This is a genomic window from Algoriphagus vanfongensis DSM 17529, from assembly GCF_000429465.1.
GTDB lineage: Bacteria > Bacteroidota > Bacteroidia > Cytophagales > Cyclobacteriaceae > Algoriphagus > Algoriphagus vanfongensis.
This window is the reverse complement of record NZ_AUBX01000017.1, coordinates 41,748-61,918: the sequence shown is the minus strand read 5'-3', so window position 1 is coordinate 61,918 and position 20,171 is coordinate 41,748. Positions and strand designations below refer to the sequence as shown.

General features: G+C 44.1%; 22 protein-coding genes. 16 read left to right on the top strand and 6 right to left on the bottom strand.

Annotated elements, in window-relative coordinates; all coding sequences use genetic code 11:
* Nucleotide 1: 1 nt before the first annotated feature.
* The gene (locus tag G460_RS0117455; RefSeq protein WP_026956569.1) at nucleotides 2-247 is read right to left on the bottom strand and encodes a type B 50S ribosomal protein L31; all 246 of its coding nucleotides are present in this window, start codon (nucleotides 245-247) and stop codon (nucleotides 2-4) included.
* 205 nt (nucleotides 248-452) lie between these two features.
* Here G460_RS0117455 and G460_RS0117450 point away from each other — a divergent pair, with 205 nt between their 5' ends.
* The 6 genes from G460_RS0117450 (at nucleotide 453) to G460_RS0117425 (ending at nucleotide 8,116) form a co-directional block, all read left to right on the top strand.
* Nucleotides 453-2,177, top strand: coding sequence for a hypothetical protein (locus G460_RS0117450; RefSeq protein WP_342667615.1), 1,725 nt, complete (start codon nucleotides 453-455; stop codon nucleotides 2,175-2,177).
* 51 nt (nucleotides 2,178-2,228) lie between these two features.
* Nucleotides 2,229-4,061, top strand: a complete 1,833-nt coding sequence (locus G460_RS0117445) for an ABC transporter ATP-binding protein (protein ID WP_026956567.1) — start codon at nucleotides 2,229-2,231, stop codon at nucleotides 4,059-4,061.
* Between the two features lie 30 nt (nucleotides 4,062-4,091).
* Nucleotides 4,092-4,472: a hypothetical protein gene (locus G460_RS22075; protein ID WP_051316096.1), complete on the top strand. Its 381-nt coding sequence runs from the start codon at nucleotides 4,092-4,094 to the stop codon at nucleotides 4,470-4,472.
* 63 nt (nucleotides 4,473-4,535) lie between these two features.
* Entirely contained in the window at nucleotides 4,536-6,074 is a 1,539-nt protein-coding gene (locus G460_RS0117435) for a YifB family Mg chelatase-like AAA ATPase (RefSeq protein ID WP_026956566.1), read from the top strand.
* 129 nt (nucleotides 6,075-6,203) lie between these two features.
* Entirely contained in the window at nucleotides 6,204-7,292 is a 1,089-nt protein-coding gene (locus tag G460_RS0117430; RefSeq protein ID WP_026956565.1) for a type I restriction enzyme HsdR N-terminal domain-containing protein, read from the top strand.
* A gap of 83 nt (nucleotides 7,293-7,375) precedes the next feature.
* Complete coding sequence (locus G460_RS0117425; RefSeq protein WP_026956564.1) at nucleotides 7,376-8,116, top strand: MBL fold metallo-hydrolase; 741 nt, start codon at nucleotides 7,376-7,378, stop codon at nucleotides 8,114-8,116.
* On the opposite strand, the gene G460_RS0117420 is transcribed toward G460_RS0117425, so the two are convergent.
* Together G460_RS0117420 and G460_RS0117415 are read right to left on the bottom strand one after the other, a co-directional pair.
* Entirely contained in the window at nucleotides 8,113-8,946 is an 834-nt protein-coding gene (locus G460_RS0117420) for an MBL fold metallo-hydrolase (protein WP_026956563.1), read from the bottom strand. The genes G460_RS0117425 and G460_RS0117420 overlap by 4 nt on opposite strands.
* Nucleotides 8,943-9,338 (bottom strand): transcriptional regulator, encoded by a 396-nt coding sequence (locus G460_RS0117415; RefSeq protein WP_026956562.1) that lies wholly within the window; start codon nucleotides 9,336-9,338, stop codon nucleotides 8,943-8,945. The genes G460_RS0117420 and G460_RS0117415 overlap by 4 nt, the downstream gene beginning before the upstream one ends.
* A 211-nt stretch (nucleotides 9,339-9,549) precedes the next feature.
* Here G460_RS0117415 and G460_RS22070 point away from each other — a divergent pair, with 211 nt between their 5' ends.
* Nucleotides 9,550-9,969 (top strand): rhodanese-like domain-containing protein, encoded by a 420-nt coding sequence (locus G460_RS22070; protein ID WP_051316095.1) that lies wholly within the window; start codon nucleotides 9,550-9,552, stop codon nucleotides 9,967-9,969.
* Here G460_RS22070 and G460_RS0117405 read toward each other — a convergent pair.
* On the bottom strand, nucleotides 9,966-11,075 hold the full coding sequence (locus tag G460_RS0117405; RefSeq protein ID WP_026956561.1) for a trans-sulfuration enzyme family protein: 1,110 nt from the start codon (nucleotides 11,073-11,075) through the stop codon (nucleotides 9,966-9,968). The genes G460_RS22070 and G460_RS0117405 overlap by 4 nt on opposite strands.
* Nucleotides 11,076-11,213: 138 nt before the next feature.
* Here G460_RS0117405 and G460_RS0117400 point away from each other — a divergent pair, with 138 nt between their 5' ends.
* Genes G460_RS0117400 through G460_RS0117390 form a run of 3 tightly spaced genes read left to right on the top strand, consistent with a single transcriptional unit; the run spans nucleotide 11,214 to nucleotide 13,199 of the window.
* On the top strand, nucleotides 11,214-11,744 hold the full coding sequence (locus G460_RS0117400; RefSeq protein ID WP_026956560.1) for an RNA polymerase sigma factor: 531 nt from the start codon (nucleotides 11,214-11,216) through the stop codon (nucleotides 11,742-11,744).
* A complete protein-coding gene (locus G460_RS0117395; protein ID WP_026956559.1) occupies nucleotides 11,741-12,415 on the top strand; it encodes a hypothetical protein in 675 nt (224 codons plus the stop codon). Before G460_RS0117400 ends, G460_RS0117395 begins: the two co-directional genes overlap by 4 nt.
* 28 nt (nucleotides 12,416-12,443) lie before the next feature.
* Nucleotides 12,444-13,199, top strand: coding sequence for a hypothetical protein (locus G460_RS0117390; protein WP_026956558.1), 756 nt, complete (start codon nucleotides 12,444-12,446; stop codon nucleotides 13,197-13,199).
* 68 nt (nucleotides 13,200-13,267) lie between these two features.
* Here the strand turns inward: G460_RS0117390 and G460_RS0117385 are convergent, their stop codons facing one another.
* Nucleotides 13,268-13,750, bottom strand: coding sequence for a DUF4293 domain-containing protein (locus G460_RS0117385; protein WP_026956557.1), 483 nt, complete (start codon nucleotides 13,748-13,750; stop codon nucleotides 13,268-13,270).
* 103 nt (nucleotides 13,751-13,853) lie between these two features.
* Between G460_RS0117385 and truA the strand changes: the two genes are divergently transcribed.
* From truA to hemE, 6 genes are all read left to right on the top strand, one after another.
* Nucleotides 13,854-14,612 (top strand): tRNA pseudouridine(38-40) synthase TruA, encoded by a 759-nt coding sequence (truA, locus tag G460_RS0117380; protein ID WP_026956556.1) that lies wholly within the window; start codon nucleotides 13,854-13,856, stop codon nucleotides 14,610-14,612.
* Between the two features lie 6 nt (nucleotides 14,613-14,618).
* A complete protein-coding gene (locus tag G460_RS0117375) occupies nucleotides 14,619-16,391 on the top strand; it encodes an ABC transporter ATP-binding protein (protein WP_026956555.1) in 1,773 nt (590 codons plus the stop codon).
* A 45-nt stretch (nucleotides 16,392-16,436) separates the two neighbouring features.
* Nucleotides 16,437-17,021, top strand: coding sequence for a hypothetical protein (locus tag G460_RS0117370; RefSeq protein ID WP_026956554.1), 585 nt, complete (start codon nucleotides 16,437-16,439; stop codon nucleotides 17,019-17,021).
* 4 nt (nucleotides 17,022-17,025) lie between these two features.
* Nucleotides 17,026-17,541: a hypothetical protein gene (locus tag G460_RS0117365; protein ID WP_026956553.1), complete on the top strand. Its 516-nt coding sequence runs from the start codon at nucleotides 17,026-17,028 to the stop codon at nucleotides 17,539-17,541.
* A gap of 80 nt (nucleotides 17,542-17,621) precedes the next feature.
* Nucleotides 17,622-18,143 (top strand): hypothetical protein, encoded by a 522-nt coding sequence (locus G460_RS0117360; protein WP_026956552.1) that lies wholly within the window; start codon nucleotides 17,622-17,624, stop codon nucleotides 18,141-18,143.
* 114 nt (nucleotides 18,144-18,257) lie between these two features.
* Entirely contained in the window at nucleotides 18,258-19,280 is a 1,023-nt protein-coding gene (hemE, locus tag G460_RS0117355; RefSeq protein WP_026956551.1) for a uroporphyrinogen decarboxylase, read from the top strand.
* A 17-nt stretch (nucleotides 19,281-19,297) separates the two neighbouring features.
* Here hemE and G460_RS0117350 read toward each other — a convergent pair whose 3' ends face one another.
* On the bottom strand, nucleotides 19,298-20,122 hold the full coding sequence (locus G460_RS0117350) for an MOSC domain-containing protein (protein WP_026956550.1): 825 nt from the start codon (nucleotides 20,120-20,122) through the stop codon (nucleotides 19,298-19,300).
* Nucleotides 20,123-20,171 lie beyond the last annotated feature (49 nt).

The window sequence follows — 20,171 nt, the reverse complement described above, 5'->3', positions numbered from 1 at the left end:
ATTACTTCTTCGCGTATCTTCTGTTGAATTTCTCCACTCGACCAGCAGTATCGAGCAACATTTTCTTACCAGTGTAGAACGGATGAGATTCAGAGCTCACCTCGATTTTGTACACAGGATATTCTTTGCCATCTTCCCACACGATAGTCTCGTCTGTTTCGATAGTAGATTTTGTCAAGAATTTAAACTCAGAAGAAGTGTCATAAAACACAACGTCTCTGTAGTTTGGATGAATATCAGCTTTCATATCACTAAGTATTTTTGGAGTAGCTTTTTCAAATGAGGCACAAAGTTACCCTTTTTCACAAAACTCACCAAATGTTTGTAAAAAATTATATTCCGATTTGGCAGGATCCTCATCGAGCACAAAGATAAGGTTTTCAATTATTTAATTTTTCTTTGGACAGAGATTCACTTTCAAATAGGGAAAATCCCCGCTACAAGCTATTTTCATGCATCAAATGCACGATTGTCACCTTCCGTCTGTGAGTATGCCCACTACCCAAAAACTATCGCTTTGTCTTCTTCTTTTGATTTTCGCTCCATTGATTGGATACTCACAAGGAAGCTATATTCCTTTTGACAGAGATTACTATCATCGATTTGAGCGCTACGAAATCCTTCAAGGCCAAAACAATCCCTTTTTCCAGTCTGCTTACAAGCCGCAGCGAAGAGACCTACTCGCCAAGTATCTGGACTCTTTGGCACAGGACTCTGTCATCAGCACCGCAGTGGATCGGTTCAACCTAGCCTATCTTGCGCAAGACAACTGGGAGTTTGTAGAGCAGGAGACTCCCGACTCTAACAAACCATTTCTCAAAAAACTCTATCGAAAGCCGGGTGATTTTGCCCACCATCATAGCGAGGATTTTGACATTCACTTAAGCCCTGTGATTTATCTGGCAGGAGGGCTGGAAACCGATAATGAACAAAATCCCGCTCAATTGAGTCGCGGGATTGTTCTTCGGGGAGCAATTGACAAAAAAGTCAGCTTCTTCACCTATATGACTACCACTGAGCTTTTCTTCCCTACTTGGGTCAAAGACTATGCAGCATACAATGGTGCAGTACCCGGCGAGGGGTTTTGGAAAGAATACAACACGGACGGTTATAGCTTTTTTTCTGCCAGGGGCCATGTAAACTTCAATCTGACCAAAAGCATACAGGCCCAAGTAGGTCATGACCGCAACTTCATCGGGGAAGGCTATCGCTCCTTTTTGCTCTCTGACTTTTCCAATCCTTATATGTTTGTCAAGCTCAACACCAAAGTTTGGAAATTTCAACTGACCAATCTCTGGACCCAGATGACAGCAGATGTGTTTTATGACAGAGGTCGGCCTACAGATGGACGATATCCGCAGAAGTATTTTTCCATGCATCGCTTGGGATTCAATATTGGAAAAAACATCAACTTGGGCTTTTTTGAGTCAGTCATGACAGACAAGGTCAACTTCAATTACTTCAACCCAATTGTGTTTTTCAGATGGGTGGAGCAATCTTTGGGCACTCCTGACAAAGTCATGCTGGGAATAGACGGAAAATGGATTTTCTACCCGGGCATGGAAGTATATGGACAGTTTGCCTTAGATGAATTTGTATTCAATGAATTCTTCGGAATAGACGGCAAAGGCTCTAAGAGAAATAAATTCGGTGCGCAGGCAGGCTATAAATACATCAATGCTTTTGGACTTTCCAATCTAGATCTTCAGCTGGAATTCAATGCCGCAAGACCTTATACCTTTCAGGAAAAGTTTGAACATCAATCCTATTCCAACTGGCGCAATCCGCTTACTCATCCGCGAGGAGCAAACTTCCGAGAATTCATCAGCATCATTCGCTATCAACCTATTCCCAAATTAAACATCAGCCTGCAGGGCATGTATCAGTTGTACGGAACTGACCCGGATGCCGAGACCAACTACGGCGGTGATGTCCTCAAAAACCGGTTGGAAGGAAGTCCAACAGGGCTCTTTGGCAACTACATCGGGCAAGGGATAGAAAATAAGGTCGTTCAGACCAATCTGGTGGCGAGCTACATGCTCAAGCACAATCTGTTTATCGATGCCAACCACACCTTCAGAAGAAGAACTGCGCAAGATCTAGATGCTCCGGAAAGCAGCCAATTTGTTCAAGTGGGTGTGAGATGGAACTTTATTCGTCCGGATTACAATTTCTAGCCTAAGATCAATTTTCTGTAACTTGCCGGGCGGAATTCCGAATACCAACACATGAAAACCTACTTGCGGATACTTTCCTACGCCAAACCCTTTGGCAGGTTTGTCCCTACCTATATCGTTTACACCCTCTTTTCCATCATTTTTGGGTTGGTCAATTTCACCTTGCTCAAACCGCTTTTTGATGTGATTTTTGAGCAGGTGGACCCTCAGTCTCTGGAGCAGTACCGTAGTCTGCCGGAGTTTTCTCTGAGTATCGAATATTTTTCCGGCTTGTTCAACCACTATTTTCTTCAGGTCACTGACAGCTATGGCAAAGTCGGCACCTTGGTATTTGTCTGTATCATCATCGTCTGTTCGGTATTTCTTTCCAATCTCTTCACCTACCTATCCGGGGTGGTTTTGGCGCAGGTCAGAGCGGTGGTAATCAAAAAAATGCGCGCAGATATCTTTGGCAAAGTGACTCAGTTTCACATCGGCTACTTCTCCAATGAGCGCAAGGGAGACCTGATGTCCAAGATGACCAATGATGTGCAGGAAGTAGAAAACACCATCGTGCAGTCACTGAGGGTCGTTTTTCGGGAACCGGCGACTATTATCTTGTATTTCGCGGTACTCTTTTTTATGTCTGTCAAGCTGACTCTTTTCACGATTTTGATCATCCCGATTTCGGGGGCCATTATCGGTGGGATCACCAGAAGGCTCAAGAAAAAAGCAATTCAAAGCCAGCAATCCTTAGGCCGCATCGTCAACATCTTGGATGAAACATTGGGCGGTATGCGGGTCATCAAAGCCTTCAATGCCGAGAAGTTTATGTTTGGCAAATTTGACCGCGAGACAGACCACTACGCTTCTGTCAATGTCAATATGGCCCGCAAAAATGAATTGGCTTCTCCGATTTCGCAGTTTCTCGGAGTCAGCGTGGTAGCGGGAATCCTTGTCTATGGCGGCAGCTTGGTACTGAGTGGCAACTCGGATCTGAGCGCTTCGGATTTCATTACATACATTATTATTTTCACACAGGTGCTCAATCCTGCCAAGGAAATCTCCCGAGCAGTCAGCAGTATTCAGCGAGGAATCGCCTCGGCCGAGCGGGTATTTGAAGTAGTCGATACCCCAACTCAGATACAGAGTCCGGCAAATGCCATTTCCCCAACCGATTTTCAGGACGCCATTGAGTTCAAGCAGGTCAATTTCGCCTATCAGGACAAGGCTGTTTTGCAAAACATTGACTTTAGGCTTTCGAGGGGAAAAACAATCGCGCTGGTAGGTCCTTCCGGGGGAGGCAAATCTACATTGGCAGATTTGGTGCCGAGATTTTACGATCCTACTCAGGGAAAGATCCTCATGGATGGCAAAGACCTCAGACAACTGGATTTGGGTGCAATGCGAAGACTAATGGGAATTGTCACCCAGGAATCTATCCTTTTCAATGACACTGTTTTCAACAACATCGCCTTCGGCATGGAAGATGTCACAGAGGAGCAAGTGATCGAAGCTGCCAAAATCGCCAATGCGCATGAGTTTATCATCAAAATGGAAAATGGCTATCAGAGCAGCATCGGAGAGCGCGGCTCTTTGCTATCCGGCGGACAAAGGCAAAGACTGAGTATAGCCCGTGCTGTGCTGAAAAACCCTCCGATCTTGATTCTGGATGAGGCAACAAGTGCCTTGGACTCCGAATCAGAATTACTGGTACAGGAAGCACTCACCAAACTGATGCACAACCGTACTACCCTAGTGATCGCGCATCGCCTGAGTACGATTCAGCATGCAGACCAAATCCTCGTTATCGAACATGGTCGGATCGTTCAGAGCGGGACGCATCAGGAACTGATTCAAGCAGAAGGTCTCTATCAAAAGCTTTCCAGTATTCAGTCCGTTTAGTATATTCGAAAAACTTAATTGATTTTAAATATGAAAAAGTTTCATGACATCATGCAAATAGTCCTGTTGGTCTATTTCGTGGCTTATCTGATTTTTTTTATCACTTTTGACACCTTGGGAAATCTATTTGGAATGGATGAAGTCACTTCCCAATCCATGGTAACGATCTTCTTGGTAGGCCTGGGGATTTTCTTGGTAGCTTGGCTGACTGGCAAAGGAGCTTTTTCCTCACTCAACTCCAAGATCACCAAAATGGACAATGAGATGAACAGACTCAAAGCCAAAATCTATGACTTTGAGCATCCGCAGACTCCTGCAAGCTCTAAGCCAAGTGCACCAAAACAAACCCCTCCCAAAACACCGGAAAGTGATGGTGGCAACTTGCCTCCACGTCAAAATTTCACGGACTGATGAAGACAAAAAGTCAAACTAACAGTATATTGAGGAAGCCAAACGGTTTCCTTTTTTATTGATATGGTAGCAAAAACTTTTGGAAGCGCTGTCTCAGGGGTAGATGCCAACCTGATCACAATCGAAGTCAACGTAGGACAAGGCACTAGTTTCTTTATGGTAGGTCTTCCCGATTCTGCTGTCAAAGAATCTCAACAGCGGGTAGAATCTGCTTTGAAATATTTTGGCTTCCGCATGCCGAGACAAAAAGTAGTGATCAACCTCGCACCTGCTGATATTCGCAAAGAAGGCTCAGCCTATGACTTACCCATTGCCATGGGAATCCTGCAAGCTTCCGAGCAGGTGGATTTTCCCGAGCTGGATCGCTATGTGATCATGGGAGAGCTTTCGCTTGATGGAAATCTCCGCCCGATCAAAGGCGTTTTGCCCATTGCCATAGAAGCCAGAAAAAAGGGATTTAAGGGTTTTATCCTTCCTGTAGAAAATGCCAAAGAGGCTTCCATCGTCAACAATCTGGACATCATCCCGGTAGAGACACTCCAGCAAGCCGCCAATTTCCTGATGGGCGAATTGGACATTGAGCCTCTGGTCACAGACACCAGGGAGATTTTTTATCATTCATTGGATGATATCGAGTTTGACTTTGCAGATGTGCAAGGCCAGGAAAACATCAAACGAGCCATGGAAATCGCCGCTGCCGGTGGACACAATGTGATCATGATAGGTCCTCCCGGAGCAGGTAAAACTATGCTTGCCAAAAGGCTCCCTTCGATTTTGCCACCGCTTTCTCTTCAGGAAGCGCTGGAAGCCACCAAGATCCATTCGGTCGCTGGAAAGCTTGGAAAAAACGCTTCTCTTCTAGCCAATCGCCCTTTTCGCAGTCCACATCACACCATTTCTGATGTGGCTTTGGTAGGCGGCGGAGGCAATCCCCAACCGGGAGAAATTTCATTGGCGCATAACGGAGTGCTTTTTCTGGACGAACTCCCAGAGTTCAAACGCACCGTCTTGGAAGTCATGCGTCAGCCATTGGAAGAAAGAAAAGTCACGATCTCAAGGGCCAAAGTTTCGGTGGACTATCCTGCCAACTTTATGCTGATCGCGAGCATGAACCCTTGCCCCTGTGGCTACTACAATCATCCTGAGAAGGAATGCGTCTGTGGGCCCGGTATCGTACAGCGATATCTCAATAAGGTCAGCGGACCCTTGCTTGACCGAATAGACCTGCATGTGGAAGTCACGCCTGTGAAATTTGACGAGATGACCTCGACCCGCAAAAGCGAATCCAGCAAATCCATCCGGGAGCGTGTGATCCAAGGGAGAGAAAGACAAAAAGATCGCTTCCAAAACAATCCTGAAGTCTATTGCAATGCGATGATGCCTTCCCATATGGTCAAGGAAGTCTGTCAAATCAATGATGCCGGAAAAATCCTACTCAAAACTGCGATGGAGCGACTGGGCCTTTCAGCAAGAGCCTATGACCGCATCCTGAAAGTCGCCCGAACGATCGCCGATATCGCCGACTCGGAAGAGATCAAAGTCGAGCATCTGGCAGAAGCGATCCAATATCGAAGCTTGGATAGAGAAGGCTGGGCGGGATAGCGAATTGAGAATGATGAATTAAAAAATTTAAAACCCGTGACTATCTCACCTTTTCTTGGACAGCTAGTCACTAGAAACAGGTAACTATAAAGAAGTTATCAACAAGCTGAAAAAACGAGAAAACCGAGAATGAACAACGAAAAATGGAATGAGGTCTGCTTTTTATTATCCGACAATATCCAGACTGATATCAGTGAAAGGGATTTTGAGCAAAATGTAATTCAAGCATTGAGAGTGTTGGACTGGAAAGAATTTTTGGGAGACCTACAAATTCGACCTTCATTTCAAATTGGAGCCTCTAATAGAATAACGCCTGATTTTGTGGTCAACTCAACAGAAAAGAAAAATCTCTTTGTCATTGAAATAAAACAACCGAGCATTCCATTAAGAATTAATTTCCAGCAACAACTTTTTTCTTATATGCGCCAGTTAAGACTTCAATACGGAGTTTTAATTGGACAAGCAGTCCAGATTTTCTACGATGGGGATTTGACTGACCATGACGACCCTGTTTTAATTGAAACTATTGAGTTTGAGCGAGACTCTGCGAAAGGATTGAAATTTGTAGAATTGTTTTCGAAACAAAGTTTTAGTTATGAAGCGCTAAAAACATTTACTTTAAACTCGCTCAAAAAAATCAATCGAAAAGCTGACCAAAAAAAATTGCAACAGAAAATCTTATCTGACGAATACCGAACAGAACTTTTGGAATTGATTAAACAAGATTTTCTAAACAACTACGATGCGGATCTGATTGACAATGTTCTTAAAGAGATCTCAATCAATATTCAGCTAAAGGCTCAACCAACAACCGAAAAACCAGCAATTCAAGCCTACGTTTCGACCCAATCCGAAAATAAAAACACAAGAGACAAAACCAAATACATAATAAACGGAACAAGTGCGAGACTTCCGAAAAACAGGTTTGTTTTGGAATTTGTAAAAGCATATTTGCAAAAGTATCCGACCGGCTTTTCATCACTAAAACGCTTTTTTAAAGATGACTATCAAGGTTCGACTGGTGTAATCAACAAATTGGACTTTGTAGAAACAAAATATGCAAACAAATCAAACAAAAGACACTTTACTGGAAACGATGAGATTCTGACAAGCGCTGACAATATTCAATTTGTAGTTTCAACCGAATGGGGAAAGGACAATATTAAAAACATTGTGGACTTGGCAAGAGAAAACGGATTTGAAATTCAAGAAGTATAATGGAAAAAGCTAGTTGCGAACAATGGCTACAAATACCTTATATTATTGATTTAAAGTATTTTGAAAAATTTAAAGACTAACCCATGAAACCCTTATTCGCATTTATTTTGATTTGCCTGACTAGCTTTGTAAAGGCTCAAGATTTGATCCCGGCAAAAAGTGGAGATGTCAAAATCACTCCTATTCATCATGGTTCGCTTGTTTTGGATTATAAAGATATGACCGTTTACGTGGATCCCTATGGAGGAGCCAGTCGCTATTCGGCACAGAATATCGCTGACATCGTATTGATCACGGACATCCATGGCGATCATCACAATCAGGAGACTTTGGACGGATTGGATCTGTCTCAAGCCATAATCGTGGCGCCTAAAGCTGTGGCCGACAAACTGCCTGCTGAAAAGTACAAAAGCATTATCATCCTTAACAATGGGGATTCTGAAAATATTTTAGGCAGCCTCGTCGAAGCCATTCCCATGTACAATCTTCCAGAAACAGACGACAGCCGCCATCCAAAGGGAAGAGGAAACGGCTATGTGATGGAACTCGGTGGCAAAAGCTTTTATTTCTCCGGAGATACGGAAGACATTCAAGAGATGAGAGAGCTGAAAAATATTGATGTCGCCTTTGTCTGCATGAATCTGCCTTTTACCATGGATGTGGAGCAGGCTGCGTCGGCAGTTTCGGAATTTCAGCCTACTGTCGTCTATCCCTATCACTACAGAGGTCCAGATGGGCTGAGTGATGTGGAAAAATTCAAAAAACTCGTCAATGAAAACGCTCCGGATGTAGAGGTCAGGCTTAAAAACTGGTACGCGGACTAAAATTCATAGACTGAGCCTTCCTTGCACATTTCGATTTCGAAACCAAAAGTTTTTCCTTCTACATTTCGCCGAAGTATCTCATCCAGCTGCTCATCGGTATTGGTGGGTTCGTGATGAAAAATGGATAGCTTTTTCACCTGACAAAGTTGAGCAAACTGAATCGTATCCCGGACGGCACTATGTCCCCAACCTACTTTTTGCTCATACTGACTGAAAGAATAGGCTCCGTCATGAAACAGTAAATCAGCCTTTACTGCGATTTCGAATCCGGATGTCCATTCCGGATCCAATGGAAAATTGGCCGAGCCCAACTGCAATTCATGATCAGGCATATAGGCCAAAACGTTTGCTCCATGTTGAATTCTATAACCAAGAGTCGGACCGGGATGACAGATGAATTCTGATTTGATTCGAAATGGACCAATTTCAAACTCACTCTGATCGAGTTCGTGGATTACAGGATGATTGGGAAGATCTGCCAATCTTACAGGAAACAAAGGCGCTGAAAAATACTTTCTGATTCTGTTCAACAAAGATTCCGAACTGGAACTAGGCCCGTATAGATGCACTTCCACATCAGGATTGTACAAGGGTGCAAAAAAGCCCAAGCCCATCGTATGGTCTATATGCAAATGGGTCAGCAATATGTGAATGACCTTAACTTTTTTGTCCAAAAATCTACCTAGTCGCTGAATCCCAGAACCTGCGTCTAGAACCAAAAGCGTGTCTCCGTCCCGGATTTCGAGGCAAGAAGTATTCCCTCCATAGCTTATATTTTCTGGGCCAGGTGCCGGCAGCGAGCCTCTACATCCCCAAACTTTGACTTTCATGGCAATTCACTTTTCCAAAACATGGCCATGGCTCCCAAATATCGATCCGGCCTACCGATGATAGGAAATGCCGTGACTGTAATGCGGATTCTTTCCCTGTTGAGATTATTGATATACATGGAGCCATGCGCTGGTATTTTGGATTGAAGTGTCTGTACCAAAGGCAATGACTCGGGAGGCAGAAGTTTTCCCTGAGCATCCATCGGTGTGAAAATGGTAGCCCACTCCTCTACTCTCATACCACCGGTCTCACCAAATTTCAAACCGAAAACCTCTTCCGCAGACTCATTGTAAAACAACAAGTTGCCTTCCGTATCCACCAAAAATCCGGGAATACTCAGACTGTCCATAAACTGTCTACCCAAGATGAGTTCGAGAGATTGTGCAGGCATAGCGCAGGGTCTTTAATGAAAAGTTTAAGTAATTTACAAAAAATCGATTAGAAATCGTCTTTTGATCAAATTATCCAAATTTTATTCCTAGCAAGACTGCATTTATTCAGTTTTGTTTTAAAATCAATCCAAATATTCCCCTTCTTATTCCTAGGAGGTGTTTGTGATCTCAGTCACGAAGCATTTCTATCCGAATCCCTATTTTTATCAAATGAAAAAATCTATCCTTCTTTTCTTTCTTTTGGCAGGCCTCTACTCCTGTGGCGAGCCCAAGCAGCAGACATCTCAAGAGATCGACTCTTCCCAGGAAATCGCTCCAATTCAAGTCTTAACTGCAGCTGAATTTAAATCCCAAGTAGATCATAAAGCAGGAATCTTAATCGATGTGCGCACTCCCGGAGAAGTAGCACAAGGAAAGATCGCAGGAGCAACAAACTTGGACATCAACAGCCCGGAATTTGAACAAGAAATCCTTCAACTCCCAAAAAATCAGGACATCTACCTCTACTGCAGCGCGGGCATCCGAAGCCAAAAAGCTGCTGATCTCTTGCTCAAAAATGGATACAAGCAGGTTTTTCACTTAGACGGCGGGCTTGCTTCTTGGATCGAGGCCGGCTATCTGACGGATTAAAGCTGCGCAAAAGCCTGATCCAAATCTTCCAATAAATCATCTGTATGCTCGAGTCCTACAGAAACCCGGATGAGATTGGGTGGCGTGGTCGTATCAGGCCCTTCGACCGCAGCTCTTCGCTCGATGATACTTTCTACCCCTCCCAAGCTGGTCGCATTGACAAAAAGCTTCAACATAGAGATCAGCAGATCAGCTTCTTTGGCCCCTCCGTTCACTTCAAATGAAACCACCCCGCCAAAGCCAGTCATTTGACTTGCAGCGATCTCATGCCCTGGATGAGACTTGAGACCGGGATAGTGCACCCGGTCAACTTTTGGATGCGAGTAAAGGTATTCTGCAAGAATCATCGCATGAGCCGCATGGCCTTTCATCCGATAGGCCAAGGTCCGCAGACTCCTGCATAGCAGATAGCAATCCATCGCAGCTGGGACAGCTCCTCCGACCTTTTGAACAGTCAAGATTTTTTCCCAGAACTCATTTTTCAGCTTGCTGACCAAAATCCCCCCGAGAATATCACTATGCCCTCCAAAATACTTGGTACTGCTATGCATCACCATATCTGCTCCCAAGAGAAGTGGATTTTGGAATACGGGAGTTGCAAAGGTATTATCACAGACCAAAAGCGCATTTGCCTGATGAGCAATCTCGGCGACTTTCCTGATATCGGTGACTTTTAGCAGAGGATTGCTGGGCGTCTCTATCCAAATGATTCTAGTAGAAGGTCTGACAGCCTTTTGCACAGCTTCCAAATCACTCATATCCACAAAAGTCACTTCATGAATTCCTTTGAAAAGTGTGACCATGGATTGATGCAAACCATGATACATGTCATGAGGTGCAATGATATGAGAGCCCGCTTCCAATGCCTGAAAAACCGCAGTTCCCGCAGCGTTTCCTGATGAAAAAGCAGCCGCACATTCTCCCTGCTCTAGTGCCGCAACCAATTCCTCCAACGAATTTCTATTCGGGTTGGACGCTCGAGTATAAAGACTTCCGCCATCATTGCCATGGGTAAAAGTCGTACTCAAAGTGATAGGCTGCACCACAGGCTGATGTGCATCTGTGATCCTATTCCCTTTATGTATTGCTAGCGTTTCAAATTTCATAACATCCAAGATTTTGGGGAAATTAAGAAAGTAATACCGAAGTGGGAAGAACTGACTGGACTTGAGCTTTTAAAAATTAGCATCTTCATTCCAACCTTTTTAGCTTGAGACTGCTCTTTAGATCAGAAAGACTTCTACATGAACCAAATCCAACTAGACAGTGAATTGATCGAGCGAGTCATCGCTCAGGATCGAAAAGCCCAGTTTCAGCTTTTCGAACAGACCAAGCGGATGGTCTATTCACTGGCCTTTCGGATGCTCGATGACGAAGACTTGGCGCATGATGTATTGCAGGACACTTATGTTCAGGTTTTCCAACAAATCAGAAACCTGAAGCATCCTGAGGCACTCTTGTCGTGGATGCGAACGATAGCAGCTCGCAATGCTATCAGAAAGGGTAAAAAGCAGTTTCAATTTGAAAAATTGGACCAAGTTGCTGAGGTCGGAGAAGACCAATTTGAAGCTTGGTTTGATGGAGAGCTACTGGACCAAGCGATCAGAAGCCTTCCTGCAGGAGCAAGAGCTGTCTTCATGCTGGTGGCGGTGGAAGGACATCCGCACCAAGAAGCTGCCAAGCTGCTGGGAGTGAGTGAAAGTACCTCCAAGTCTCAACTGAGCTATGCTAAGAAATTACTAAAAACAAGAATCAAAACTCTGCTGCAAGCATGAAAAGTCTTCCATCACATAGCCCAAAAAGCGAGAGCTGGGAAAAAATTTTGCAACAGCAGGATTTCGAATCGCAGCTCAACAAAGCAAGCGATGACCTTCCGCTTTTTGAGCCCAAGACCAATGCTTGGGAGGCTATCACCGCTCAACTTGAAACAGAGAAGCCGATTATTCCTATTTGGCAAAAATTGGCAGCTGCCATGGTTTTGGCACTGGCGATAGCCTGCGCCTGGTTGCTTTTGGGCCAAAAGCATACGACGACACTTGACACTGATCTAGTCACGGAGATAAAGAATGTTTCTATTCCATTGGAGGTAGAAAAACCAATCATCGAGAAAAAAGGCGGTACTGTCGACACTGCACCTCATGCTCCACCTGCCAAGGATCCCACCCCTGTGCAAATCAACTTGGGCATAGCAGAGGTAGATGCCCCAAGCATTGCCCTGCCTGATATTGAAATACCTAGACAGGATTTTGGGAAGATATCCAATCCAAATCAAGTCACTGCTTCTACTCAAATCAAAAGCAGACATGAAGTGGACATTTCTTGGGGATTGGACAGGAGTAAACTAAAATTCAAAACCAATTTTGGAAAGCCGAGTCCAGACTTAGAAGCAGTCCCAAAGTCTCATACAGCCTCTTCCAAAACCATTCAAATCAGATTTAAAAACTAATTCCATCACATCTTAAAACCTCTACAAAATGAAAAGATATTTTCTTCTCACAGGAATTACTATGCTTTTTTCGATCTCCCTTTTTGCTCAGGAGGTAGAAAACCAGCTAAGCAAAATAAACCAAAGTATCATCAATGAACGATCTCCCATCACGGATACACTTATATTCAATCTTCCAAATGAAGGCACATTTTTACTCTATTTTAATAATCAAGAACACAGTGTAGAATCGCTCCAGGAGATTTTTCAGCCTCTAATGGAAAGCGCTACAAAATTCCCGGAATTTGAATCGCAAGGCTATAGAATTGCAGAAAGTTTCTCAGCCACTAAACTAGAGGCTGTAAAATATGAAGTGGAAAACAGGTACGTCCAGCACTTGGATAGTCTGGAATTCTCATTTCCGGTCGGCTTGGATTTTACGGGAGGTGATTTCACTCCAGTAGTAGGGTTTAGAACCCATCTAAACCTTAGAAATTTCAGTTTTGGAGGATCAATCACCAATCACATTTATTTCCCCCCAAGAATTGAGAATAACATCAAAGTCAATAGCAGTTGGTTTGTCAATGCAGAGTTTGGCTGGGAAAAATACTCCAGAGACAACAAGAAAAACACAGTGGGAATTGGACTACTACTAAATGACTCTCAAAGTGATTTGTTTTCTGGAACAACCATTCGAGCTTTCTACAAACACCAGCTCAATAAAAATCTAGCAATTGAGGTCGGAGTAGTAGGTACCGAAAATCTAAAAACCTTTTACCCTACTATCGGAATTCGATTTTGGTAACCAAAACAAAAAACGCCAGCACCTTGCTGGCGTTTTTTGTTTTGATCACTAGACATTCTGCCTAGATTCTATCTGATTCTATCTACCGACCTTACCAAAGCCTCATCTTTTTTGATGAAGCGGTTGGCCAGCATATTGAAGACCATCGCTGCCAAGACCACCCAAAAACCGATTTGGTATGTTCCAGATGTGGTAGCGTTGAGAGCAGAATTGATTCCATTGGTGGTCAAAAATACCGCCACGACCAGACCTACCATCACGAGGCTATTAATCATATTGAACATCATCTGACGCGTTCTATTTTTATATTGGAAGATCGCAATCAAAGCCAGCAAGCCAGCAAACGATGCCAATGCGGCCAGATACCATTTGGAAGAAGATTGAACCACTTCTCCAGATGCGTCTAGATTGGTCAGCATAAATGCCGACAACTCCCAAGAGTCTCCTGAGCCAGAACCGGTCTGAGTTTGCACCCAAAGAGTCGAGCCGATGGTCACCCCCATACAGATCACCACTAGCAATAGAAATATCGTTTGAACTCGCTGAATCATTTTTTTATAAATTTTTGGCAAATAAAGGCCCAATTAGCCGCTTTCACAAGGATTGTCAAAAACTCTCCCATGGATTTGACGGGGAATTGTATCTTTGCGGGATATGAGCGGAACTCAGCGATATTTTCTGGAATTGAGCTACCATGGAGGCCCATTTCACGGTTGGCAAAAACAGAAAAACTCCCACACCGTCCAGCAAGAGATCGAATCGGCCCTTTCGATTTACCTCCAAGAAGAAGTCACCATCATGGGAAGCGGGAGAACCGACACGGGAGTTCACGCTGCCATGCAAGTGTGCCATTTTGACTATGGAGGTGATTTTGACAAAGAAAAGCTCCTGAGGGGCCTCAATGGAATATTGCCCAAGCAAGTCGCCATCCACCGGATCAGACAAGTTTATCCAGACGCACATGCCAGATTTGATGCCGAAGAGCGCTCCTATTTCTATCGGATTTTGCTTCGCAAAGACCCTTTCCAGGATGATTTGGCCTGGATTTCATTTTTCAATCCTGACTTGCAAAAAATGAATCTGGCCGCCCAAAGCCTGTTGAGACATGAAGATTTCGAATGCTTCAGCAAGGTGAAAACCGAAGTGAACCATTTTCGCTGTCAAATTAAATCCGCCTATTGGGAACAAAATGGAGATGAATTGTTATTCCATATAACTGCCAACCGTTTTTTACGTGGAATGGTACGTGCCATTGTGGGAACACTGGTGGAAATCGGCCTGTCAAAAAAAACGGTTTCGTCCATGGATCAGATCATCGAGTCCAGAGATAGAGCTTCTGCCGGAAAATCAGCACCAGCCAAGGGCTTGTTTTTATCCAAAATCGTCTATCCCGCAAAAATTTATTTAGATTAGTAGGCTTTGAGTTTAGAAAAAGAAAAAGGATCCTCCGGCGAAATCGTCGACACCAAAGTATTGAAGCAGCTGTATCGCTATGTACAGCCTTACAAGTTCCAATTTTACTTTTTGGTGTTTTTGACCATTGCCTTGGCCGTATTGGCCCCGACGCGGCCCTATTTCATCCAAGTAGCCATCGATGACCATATCGCTATCGGCGACAGCGAGGGACTGATCAAGACGATCTATATTCTCGTCGGGTTGATGATTTTACAGGCTGTGGTGCAGTGGGCTCACACCTATTATTCGGGCTGGATAGGACAGGTGATCATCCGGGACATTCGTGTTCGACTTTATGATCATTTGCTAAAACTAAAGCTGAAATTCTTTGACAACACCCCGATCGGAAGACTGGTCACCCGAAATATATCGGATATAGAAACTCTCGCGGATGTATTCAGTGAGGGACTTGCTGCTATCATTGGTGATTTGCTCCAATTGGTGACGATTTTGGGAGTGATGTTTTATATAGACTGGAAGCTCACGCTGGTCAGTTTGAGTACGCTGCCACTGATGATTATTTCCACTTATATCTTCAAGGAAAAAATCAAAGTCACCTTCAATGATGTCCGCAATGCCGTCTCGAACCTCAACACTTTCCTTCAGGAGCACATCACCGGAATGAACATTGTGCAGATTTTCAATCGGGAAAAAAGGGAGTTTGACAAGTTTAAAGAAATCAACAAAGAACATCGCTCGGCCCACATTCGGTCTGTACTGTACTACTCGATCTACTTCCCAGTAGCAGAGATCATCCAGGCCATCGGAATCGGCCTTGTCGTATGGTATGGGGCAGTGGGAGTCTTGGGAATGGAGCTGCAAGTCGGTGTCCTGATCTCATTTATCATGTATCTGCAGCTGTTTTTCAGACCTATCCGAATGATCGCCGACCGCTTCAATACACTACAAATGGGCGTAGTTAGTTCTTCTAGAATCTTCAAATTGCTAGACAGCACAGAGCACATTGCCAATGAGGGTGATTTTAAGCCAGAAAAAGTAAAAGGACATATAGAAATTAAAGATTTGTGGTTTGCGTATGTCGACGAGGAGTATGTGTTGAAAAACATCAATTTCGAAGTCAAACCAGGTCAAACCGTAGCGCTCGTCGGCGCCACTGGAGCGGGAAAATCCTCTACCATCAATCTCCTTTCCAGATTCTACGAAATCAATCAAGGGTCCATCTCTATCGATGGCACGGATATCAGAGATTTTGAGCTGAGTGTTTTGAGAAAGCACATTGGCGTAGTCTTGCAGGATGTCTTCCTTTTCAGTAATACGATCTATTACAATATCACGCTCGGCAACCCATCTATCAGTCGTGAGCAAGTGCTGGAAGCAGCCGAAATGGTAGGAGCTCGTAAGTTCATCGAGAAACTACCGGGAGGTCTGGATTACAATGTGATGGAGCGAGGAGCCACACTTTCGGTGGGACAAAGACAGCTCATCTCCTTTGTAAGAGCAATGGTATATAACCCTGAAATCATCATCCTAGATGAAGCGACTTCCTCCGTAGATACGGAGACAGAAGAGCTGATCCAAGAATCGATCGAAAAAATGATGAAAGGCAGAACCTCAATCGTGATCGCTCACAGGCTATCCACTATCCAAAAAGCCGATCAGATCATTGTCCTACACAAAGGAGAAATCGTCGAAACCGGCACTCATGACTCACTGCTCGAGCAGGATGGATATTATTCCCAATTGCATCAAATGCAACTCAAGACCATGGCAATCTAGCCTGGAATTTGCTACAAGCATCGTACTAACTAAAATTAAACCAACGTGAAATTCAGATTATTTGCGCTCGTATTCCTATTCCCTTTGATGACCATTGCACAAGAAAGAGGAGTAGGGATCCGAATCGGAGAACCATTTAGCATTACTTACAAAGACTTTTTTGACGACTACTTTTCCTGGGAAGTGATGCTGGGAAGCGGTGGCGTCAATGGAGGGAACTACTATCAGCGAGATTTTGAAAACAATCCTCCTGCCTCCAATGCATTCTACGTGAGCAATAGTGCAAAAAAAGGAGTTTCAATTCATGGACGAGTTGCCTATCATGACGATTTCACGGACATGTTTGATATATCGCAAGGCTACCTTTTGGGCTATGTGGGAGCGGGAGTGCAACTGCGATCTACCCGAGTCACCTACACCTACACGCAAGGACAAGTAGGAAGCGGCGCCACGATGTCCGAAGAGCGAAATAATATTGACTTTGGTCCGGAAATCTACGGCGGAGGGGAATACTACTTCGATGAGGTACCGATCTCCGTATTTGCCGAAATTGGCTTTTTTCTCGAGCTACTCGATCGTGTAGGGCATATCAAAGGACAGGGAGGTATTGGCGTCAGGTATCTTTTCTAAAAAAATGAAAAACAAATTAGGAATCATATTGGTGGCGGTAGTGGTACTCACTACTGCAGCCTATATTCTCTTCAATAAATTGGGAGGTGAAAAACCCATAGAGCTTTCTTTGGAGACCTCTAGACCAGAGCCGCTCTCAGGCCTCTACTACGTCGGCACTCCTCAAGACGATAAACTTGGCGCTGTATTTCAGCAAATCGAAGCTCAGAAAAACCTGCACCCGGGGACCTTTCTACATACCATCTACGAAGTGGAGCCGGCAGGTAAGCTAGACACCATGAAGGTGTTTGTGGGAATCAATCAATCATTGGGGGGAGAATTTGAAGCTCGTATATTTTCGGAATCTCGCTACATACTGGCAAAAATCAAATCCAACCGTTGGGTGATGCCCGGACCTGAAAAGGTAAAAGAGAGCATTCAGTCCTTTGCTGATTCAGAGCAGATTCAATTGTCCGGAATATTTATAGACAAAATAATCTCTGAAAATGAGGTACATGTGATCGCTCCGGTGCAAGATTAATCTCAAATTAAGATTTTTTAAATAACCCAACTTTATCTTTTTCCGTGTAAGAAATTATCTCATTCACCAAATATTATTTTATGAAAAGATTTACAGCAATACTTGGTTTGATCGGCATCATGGCATTTCAAGCCTGCGAAGGACCTGCAGGACCTCCGGGAATCGACGGGGAAGATGGAATTACGATCGTAGGAGAAGCTTTTGAAGTGGAAGTAGACTTTACCGCTGCCAACGACTTTAAAGAAGTATTTCAGTTTGATCCTGAAATCCTTGACAGCGATGTAGTCCTTGTCTATCTCCAATGGGAGCAGGATAATGGCACGCCAATCTGGAGACCATTACCTCAAACTGTATTTTTTGAGGAAGGCGTCTTGATGTACAATTATGATTTCACTCGATTTGACTTCAGTGTATTTCTAGATGGCCCTCTTGATTATTCCCTATTGGGCAGTGACTGGACTCAAAACCAGCTATATCGTGTCGTCATCGTCCCTGCTGACTTTGCCAGTGCGAGAATCGATTATTCTGACTACGAGGCAGTCACCAAAATGCTGGGATTGGATGAGGATGACTTTATCAGACTAGAGCCAAAAAGCAATTAAAAAACTATACTAAACCAACTTCTACTGCAAACAGGATTGAGGCAATGCTACGATCCTGTTTTTTTATGTCATGAATTTTCCTGCCATACAAAATTTGGCTCTTATCTTTGCAACATGCAGTTAAAAAACGACCTTCTTCTCCGCGCAGCCAAAGGCGAATCTGTCGAACGAACGCCAGTATGGCTGATGCGACAGGCAGGGAGAATCCTCCCCGAATATAGAAAAGTACGTGAAAGTGTCAGTGGATTTATCGAACTGGCCCAGACGCCAGACTTGGCCGCTGAGGTGACCATCCAGCCAGTAGACCTTTTGGGAGTGGATGCTGCCATTATTTTCTCTGATATCTTGGTGATCCCCGAAGCTATGGGACTGCCTTACGAAATGGTAGAAAAAAGAGGCCCATTGTTCCCTGAGACAGTTCGCTCAGAGGCTGATTTGAAAAAACTTCATGTATCAGACGGGTCTGAACTTCGCTATGTGACTGATGCAATCCATATCACCAAAAAAGCACTAAATGGCCGGGTTCCATTGATCGGTTTTGCAGGTGCTCCGTGGACGATTTTTGCATATATGGTAGAAGGACATGGAAGCAAGACTTTTTCCAAAGCCCGGGAAATGCTCTATACACAGCCTGTGTTTTCGCACAAACTGCTTCAGATGATCACGGACAGTACGATCAACTATCTTAAAGCACAAATCGAATCCGGAGCACAGCTGATTCAGCTATTTGACAGCTGGGCTGGAATCCTAGGTCCAGATCAATACGAAGAATTTTCACTTCGCTACATCTCTCAGATATGCGATGCCATCGATACAGTTCCAAAGACTGTTTTTGCAAAAGGAGCCTTTTTTGCCAGAGAAGCAATGAGCTCTTTGTCCTGTGAAACTATCGGACTCGACTGGAACATGGGGATCGCAGAGTCAAGAAGGCTTATCGGCGACTCCAAAACTTTGCAGGGCAACCTGGATCCAGCAGCTCTATATGGCACGCCAGAGCAAGTAGCTGTCGCCGCCACTCGAATGATGGACGAGTTCAAGGGATCTCGACACATCGCCAATCTCGGACACGGAGTCTATCCGGATATAGATCCGGAAAAGGTGAAGGTCTTCATAGAGACCGTAAAAAACTATCGCTAAGAATACGAAAAGGAGCTCTACGCTCCTTTTTTGTTTGAATCAAATGTCACCTCATCCCCTACTTTGATTTTTCCCAAAGTAAGAGCCACCACATTTTGACCGAATAATATTTTATTTCCACGCTGCCTGTAGGTTGCCAAGGTTTTGAGAGGCTCTTTCCCTTTGGCACCTGTTTCCTGATCCACAGTAGTCATTACACACCTTGCACATAATTTTATTCCTTGAAAATCCACCTTACCTATGCTGAACCTTCCGACTTCATCCTCCTGAAATGGCTCCATCCCGGCAAAAACCAAATTGGGACGAAATCGATTCATTGGTATTTTTTCATCCAATTTCGCATTAAGGTCATCCAATGAAGCCTGACTGATCAATAAGTATGGCATCCCGTCTGCAAAACTGACAGATTCCTCATTAACAGCATAGTTCGGATCTACCTTTCTTTGGGTAGTTTCAGGCATTTTCACCAACCGAACATCAAAATCCAAAAAGTCTGAAAACCAGTCATCCAATTCAGTAGAAAGATGCAAGGCGTCAAACTGGTCATCCCAGACCGACACCGAAATCCCCCCGACACCCTTCATCTTATAAGGGATAATAATGCGCATATCTGCTTTTTGAGTGTTGACCACCTCAAGACCATCCTGCTGCAAATGAACATGTAGGAGAGCTAGCTGAGGATATTTCCTTTGCGAAACAAATGTACCATTCTGATCTACCAGCATCCATCTTCGGTCATACCGGAGACCTTTCTCCTCCACTTGCGACTCATTCAGCCTGATACCTCCGAGCGATTTGATAGGGTAGATATAGATATCTTGTAAAAAGATAGATGGACTCATGACTTTTGGGATTAGATCCCAAGTTAAGATTCGTCGATCAAAAAATCTC

Coding starts and splice junctions, on each gene's coding strand:
- G460_RS0117455 (WP_026956569.1), bottom strand. CDS start 247: ATGAAAGCTGATATTCATCCAAACTACAGAGACGTTGTGTTTTATGAC.
- G460_RS0117450 (WP_342667615.1), top strand. CDS start 453: ATGCATCAAATGCACGATTGTCACCTTCCGTCTGTGAGTATGCCCACT.
- G460_RS0117445 (WP_026956567.1), top strand. CDS start 2,229: ATGAAAACCTACTTGCGGATACTTTCCTACGCCAAACCCTTTGGCAGG.
- G460_RS22075 (WP_051316096.1), top strand. CDS start 4,092: ATGAAAAAGTTTCATGACATCATGCAAATAGTCCTGTTGGTCTATTTC.
- G460_RS0117435 (WP_026956566.1), top strand. CDS start 4,536: ATGGTAGCAAAAACTTTTGGAAGCGCTGTCTCAGGGGTAGATGCCAAC.
- G460_RS0117430 (WP_026956565.1), top strand. CDS start 6,204: ATGAACAACGAAAAATGGAATGAGGTCTGCTTTTTATTATCCGACAAT.
- G460_RS0117425 (WP_026956564.1), top strand. CDS start 7,376: ATGAAACCCTTATTCGCATTTATTTTGATTTGCCTGACTAGCTTTGTA.
- G460_RS0117420 (WP_026956563.1), bottom strand. CDS start 8,946: ATGAAAGTCAAAGTTTGGGGATGTAGAGGCTCGCTGCCGGCACCTGGC.
- G460_RS0117415 (WP_026956562.1), bottom strand. CDS start 9,338: ATGCCTGCACAATCTCTCGAACTCATCTTGGGTAGACAGTTTATGGAC.
- G460_RS22070 (WP_051316095.1), top strand. CDS start 9,550: ATGAAAAAATCTATCCTTCTTTTCTTTCTTTTGGCAGGCCTCTACTCC.
- G460_RS0117405 (WP_026956561.1), bottom strand. CDS start 11,075: ATGAAATTTGAAACGCTAGCAATACATAAAGGGAATAGGATCACAGAT.
- G460_RS0117400 (WP_026956560.1), top strand. CDS start 11,214: ATGAACCAAATCCAACTAGACAGTGAATTGATCGAGCGAGTCATCGCT.
- G460_RS0117395 (WP_026956559.1), top strand. CDS start 11,741: ATGAAAAGTCTTCCATCACATAGCCCAAAAAGCGAGAGCTGGGAAAAA.
- G460_RS0117390 (WP_026956558.1), top strand. CDS start 12,444: ATGAAAAGATATTTTCTTCTCACAGGAATTACTATGCTTTTTTCGATC.
- G460_RS0117385 (WP_026956557.1), bottom strand. CDS start 13,750: ATGATTCAGCGAGTTCAAACGATATTTCTATTGCTAGTGGTGATCTGT.
- truA (WP_026956556.1), top strand. CDS start 13,854: ATGAGCGGAACTCAGCGATATTTTCTGGAATTGAGCTACCATGGAGGC.
- G460_RS0117365 (WP_026956553.1), top strand. CDS start 17,026: ATGAAAAACAAATTAGGAATCATATTGGTGGCGGTAGTGGTACTCACT.
- G460_RS0117360 (WP_026956552.1), top strand. CDS start 17,622: ATGAAAAGATTTACAGCAATACTTGGTTTGATCGGCATCATGGCATTT.
- hemE (WP_026956551.1), top strand. CDS start 18,258: ATGCAGTTAAAAAACGACCTTCTTCTCCGCGCAGCCAAAGGCGAATCT.
- G460_RS0117350 (WP_026956550.1), bottom strand. CDS start 20,122: ATGAGTCCATCTATCTTTTTACAAGATATCTATATCTACCCTATCAAA.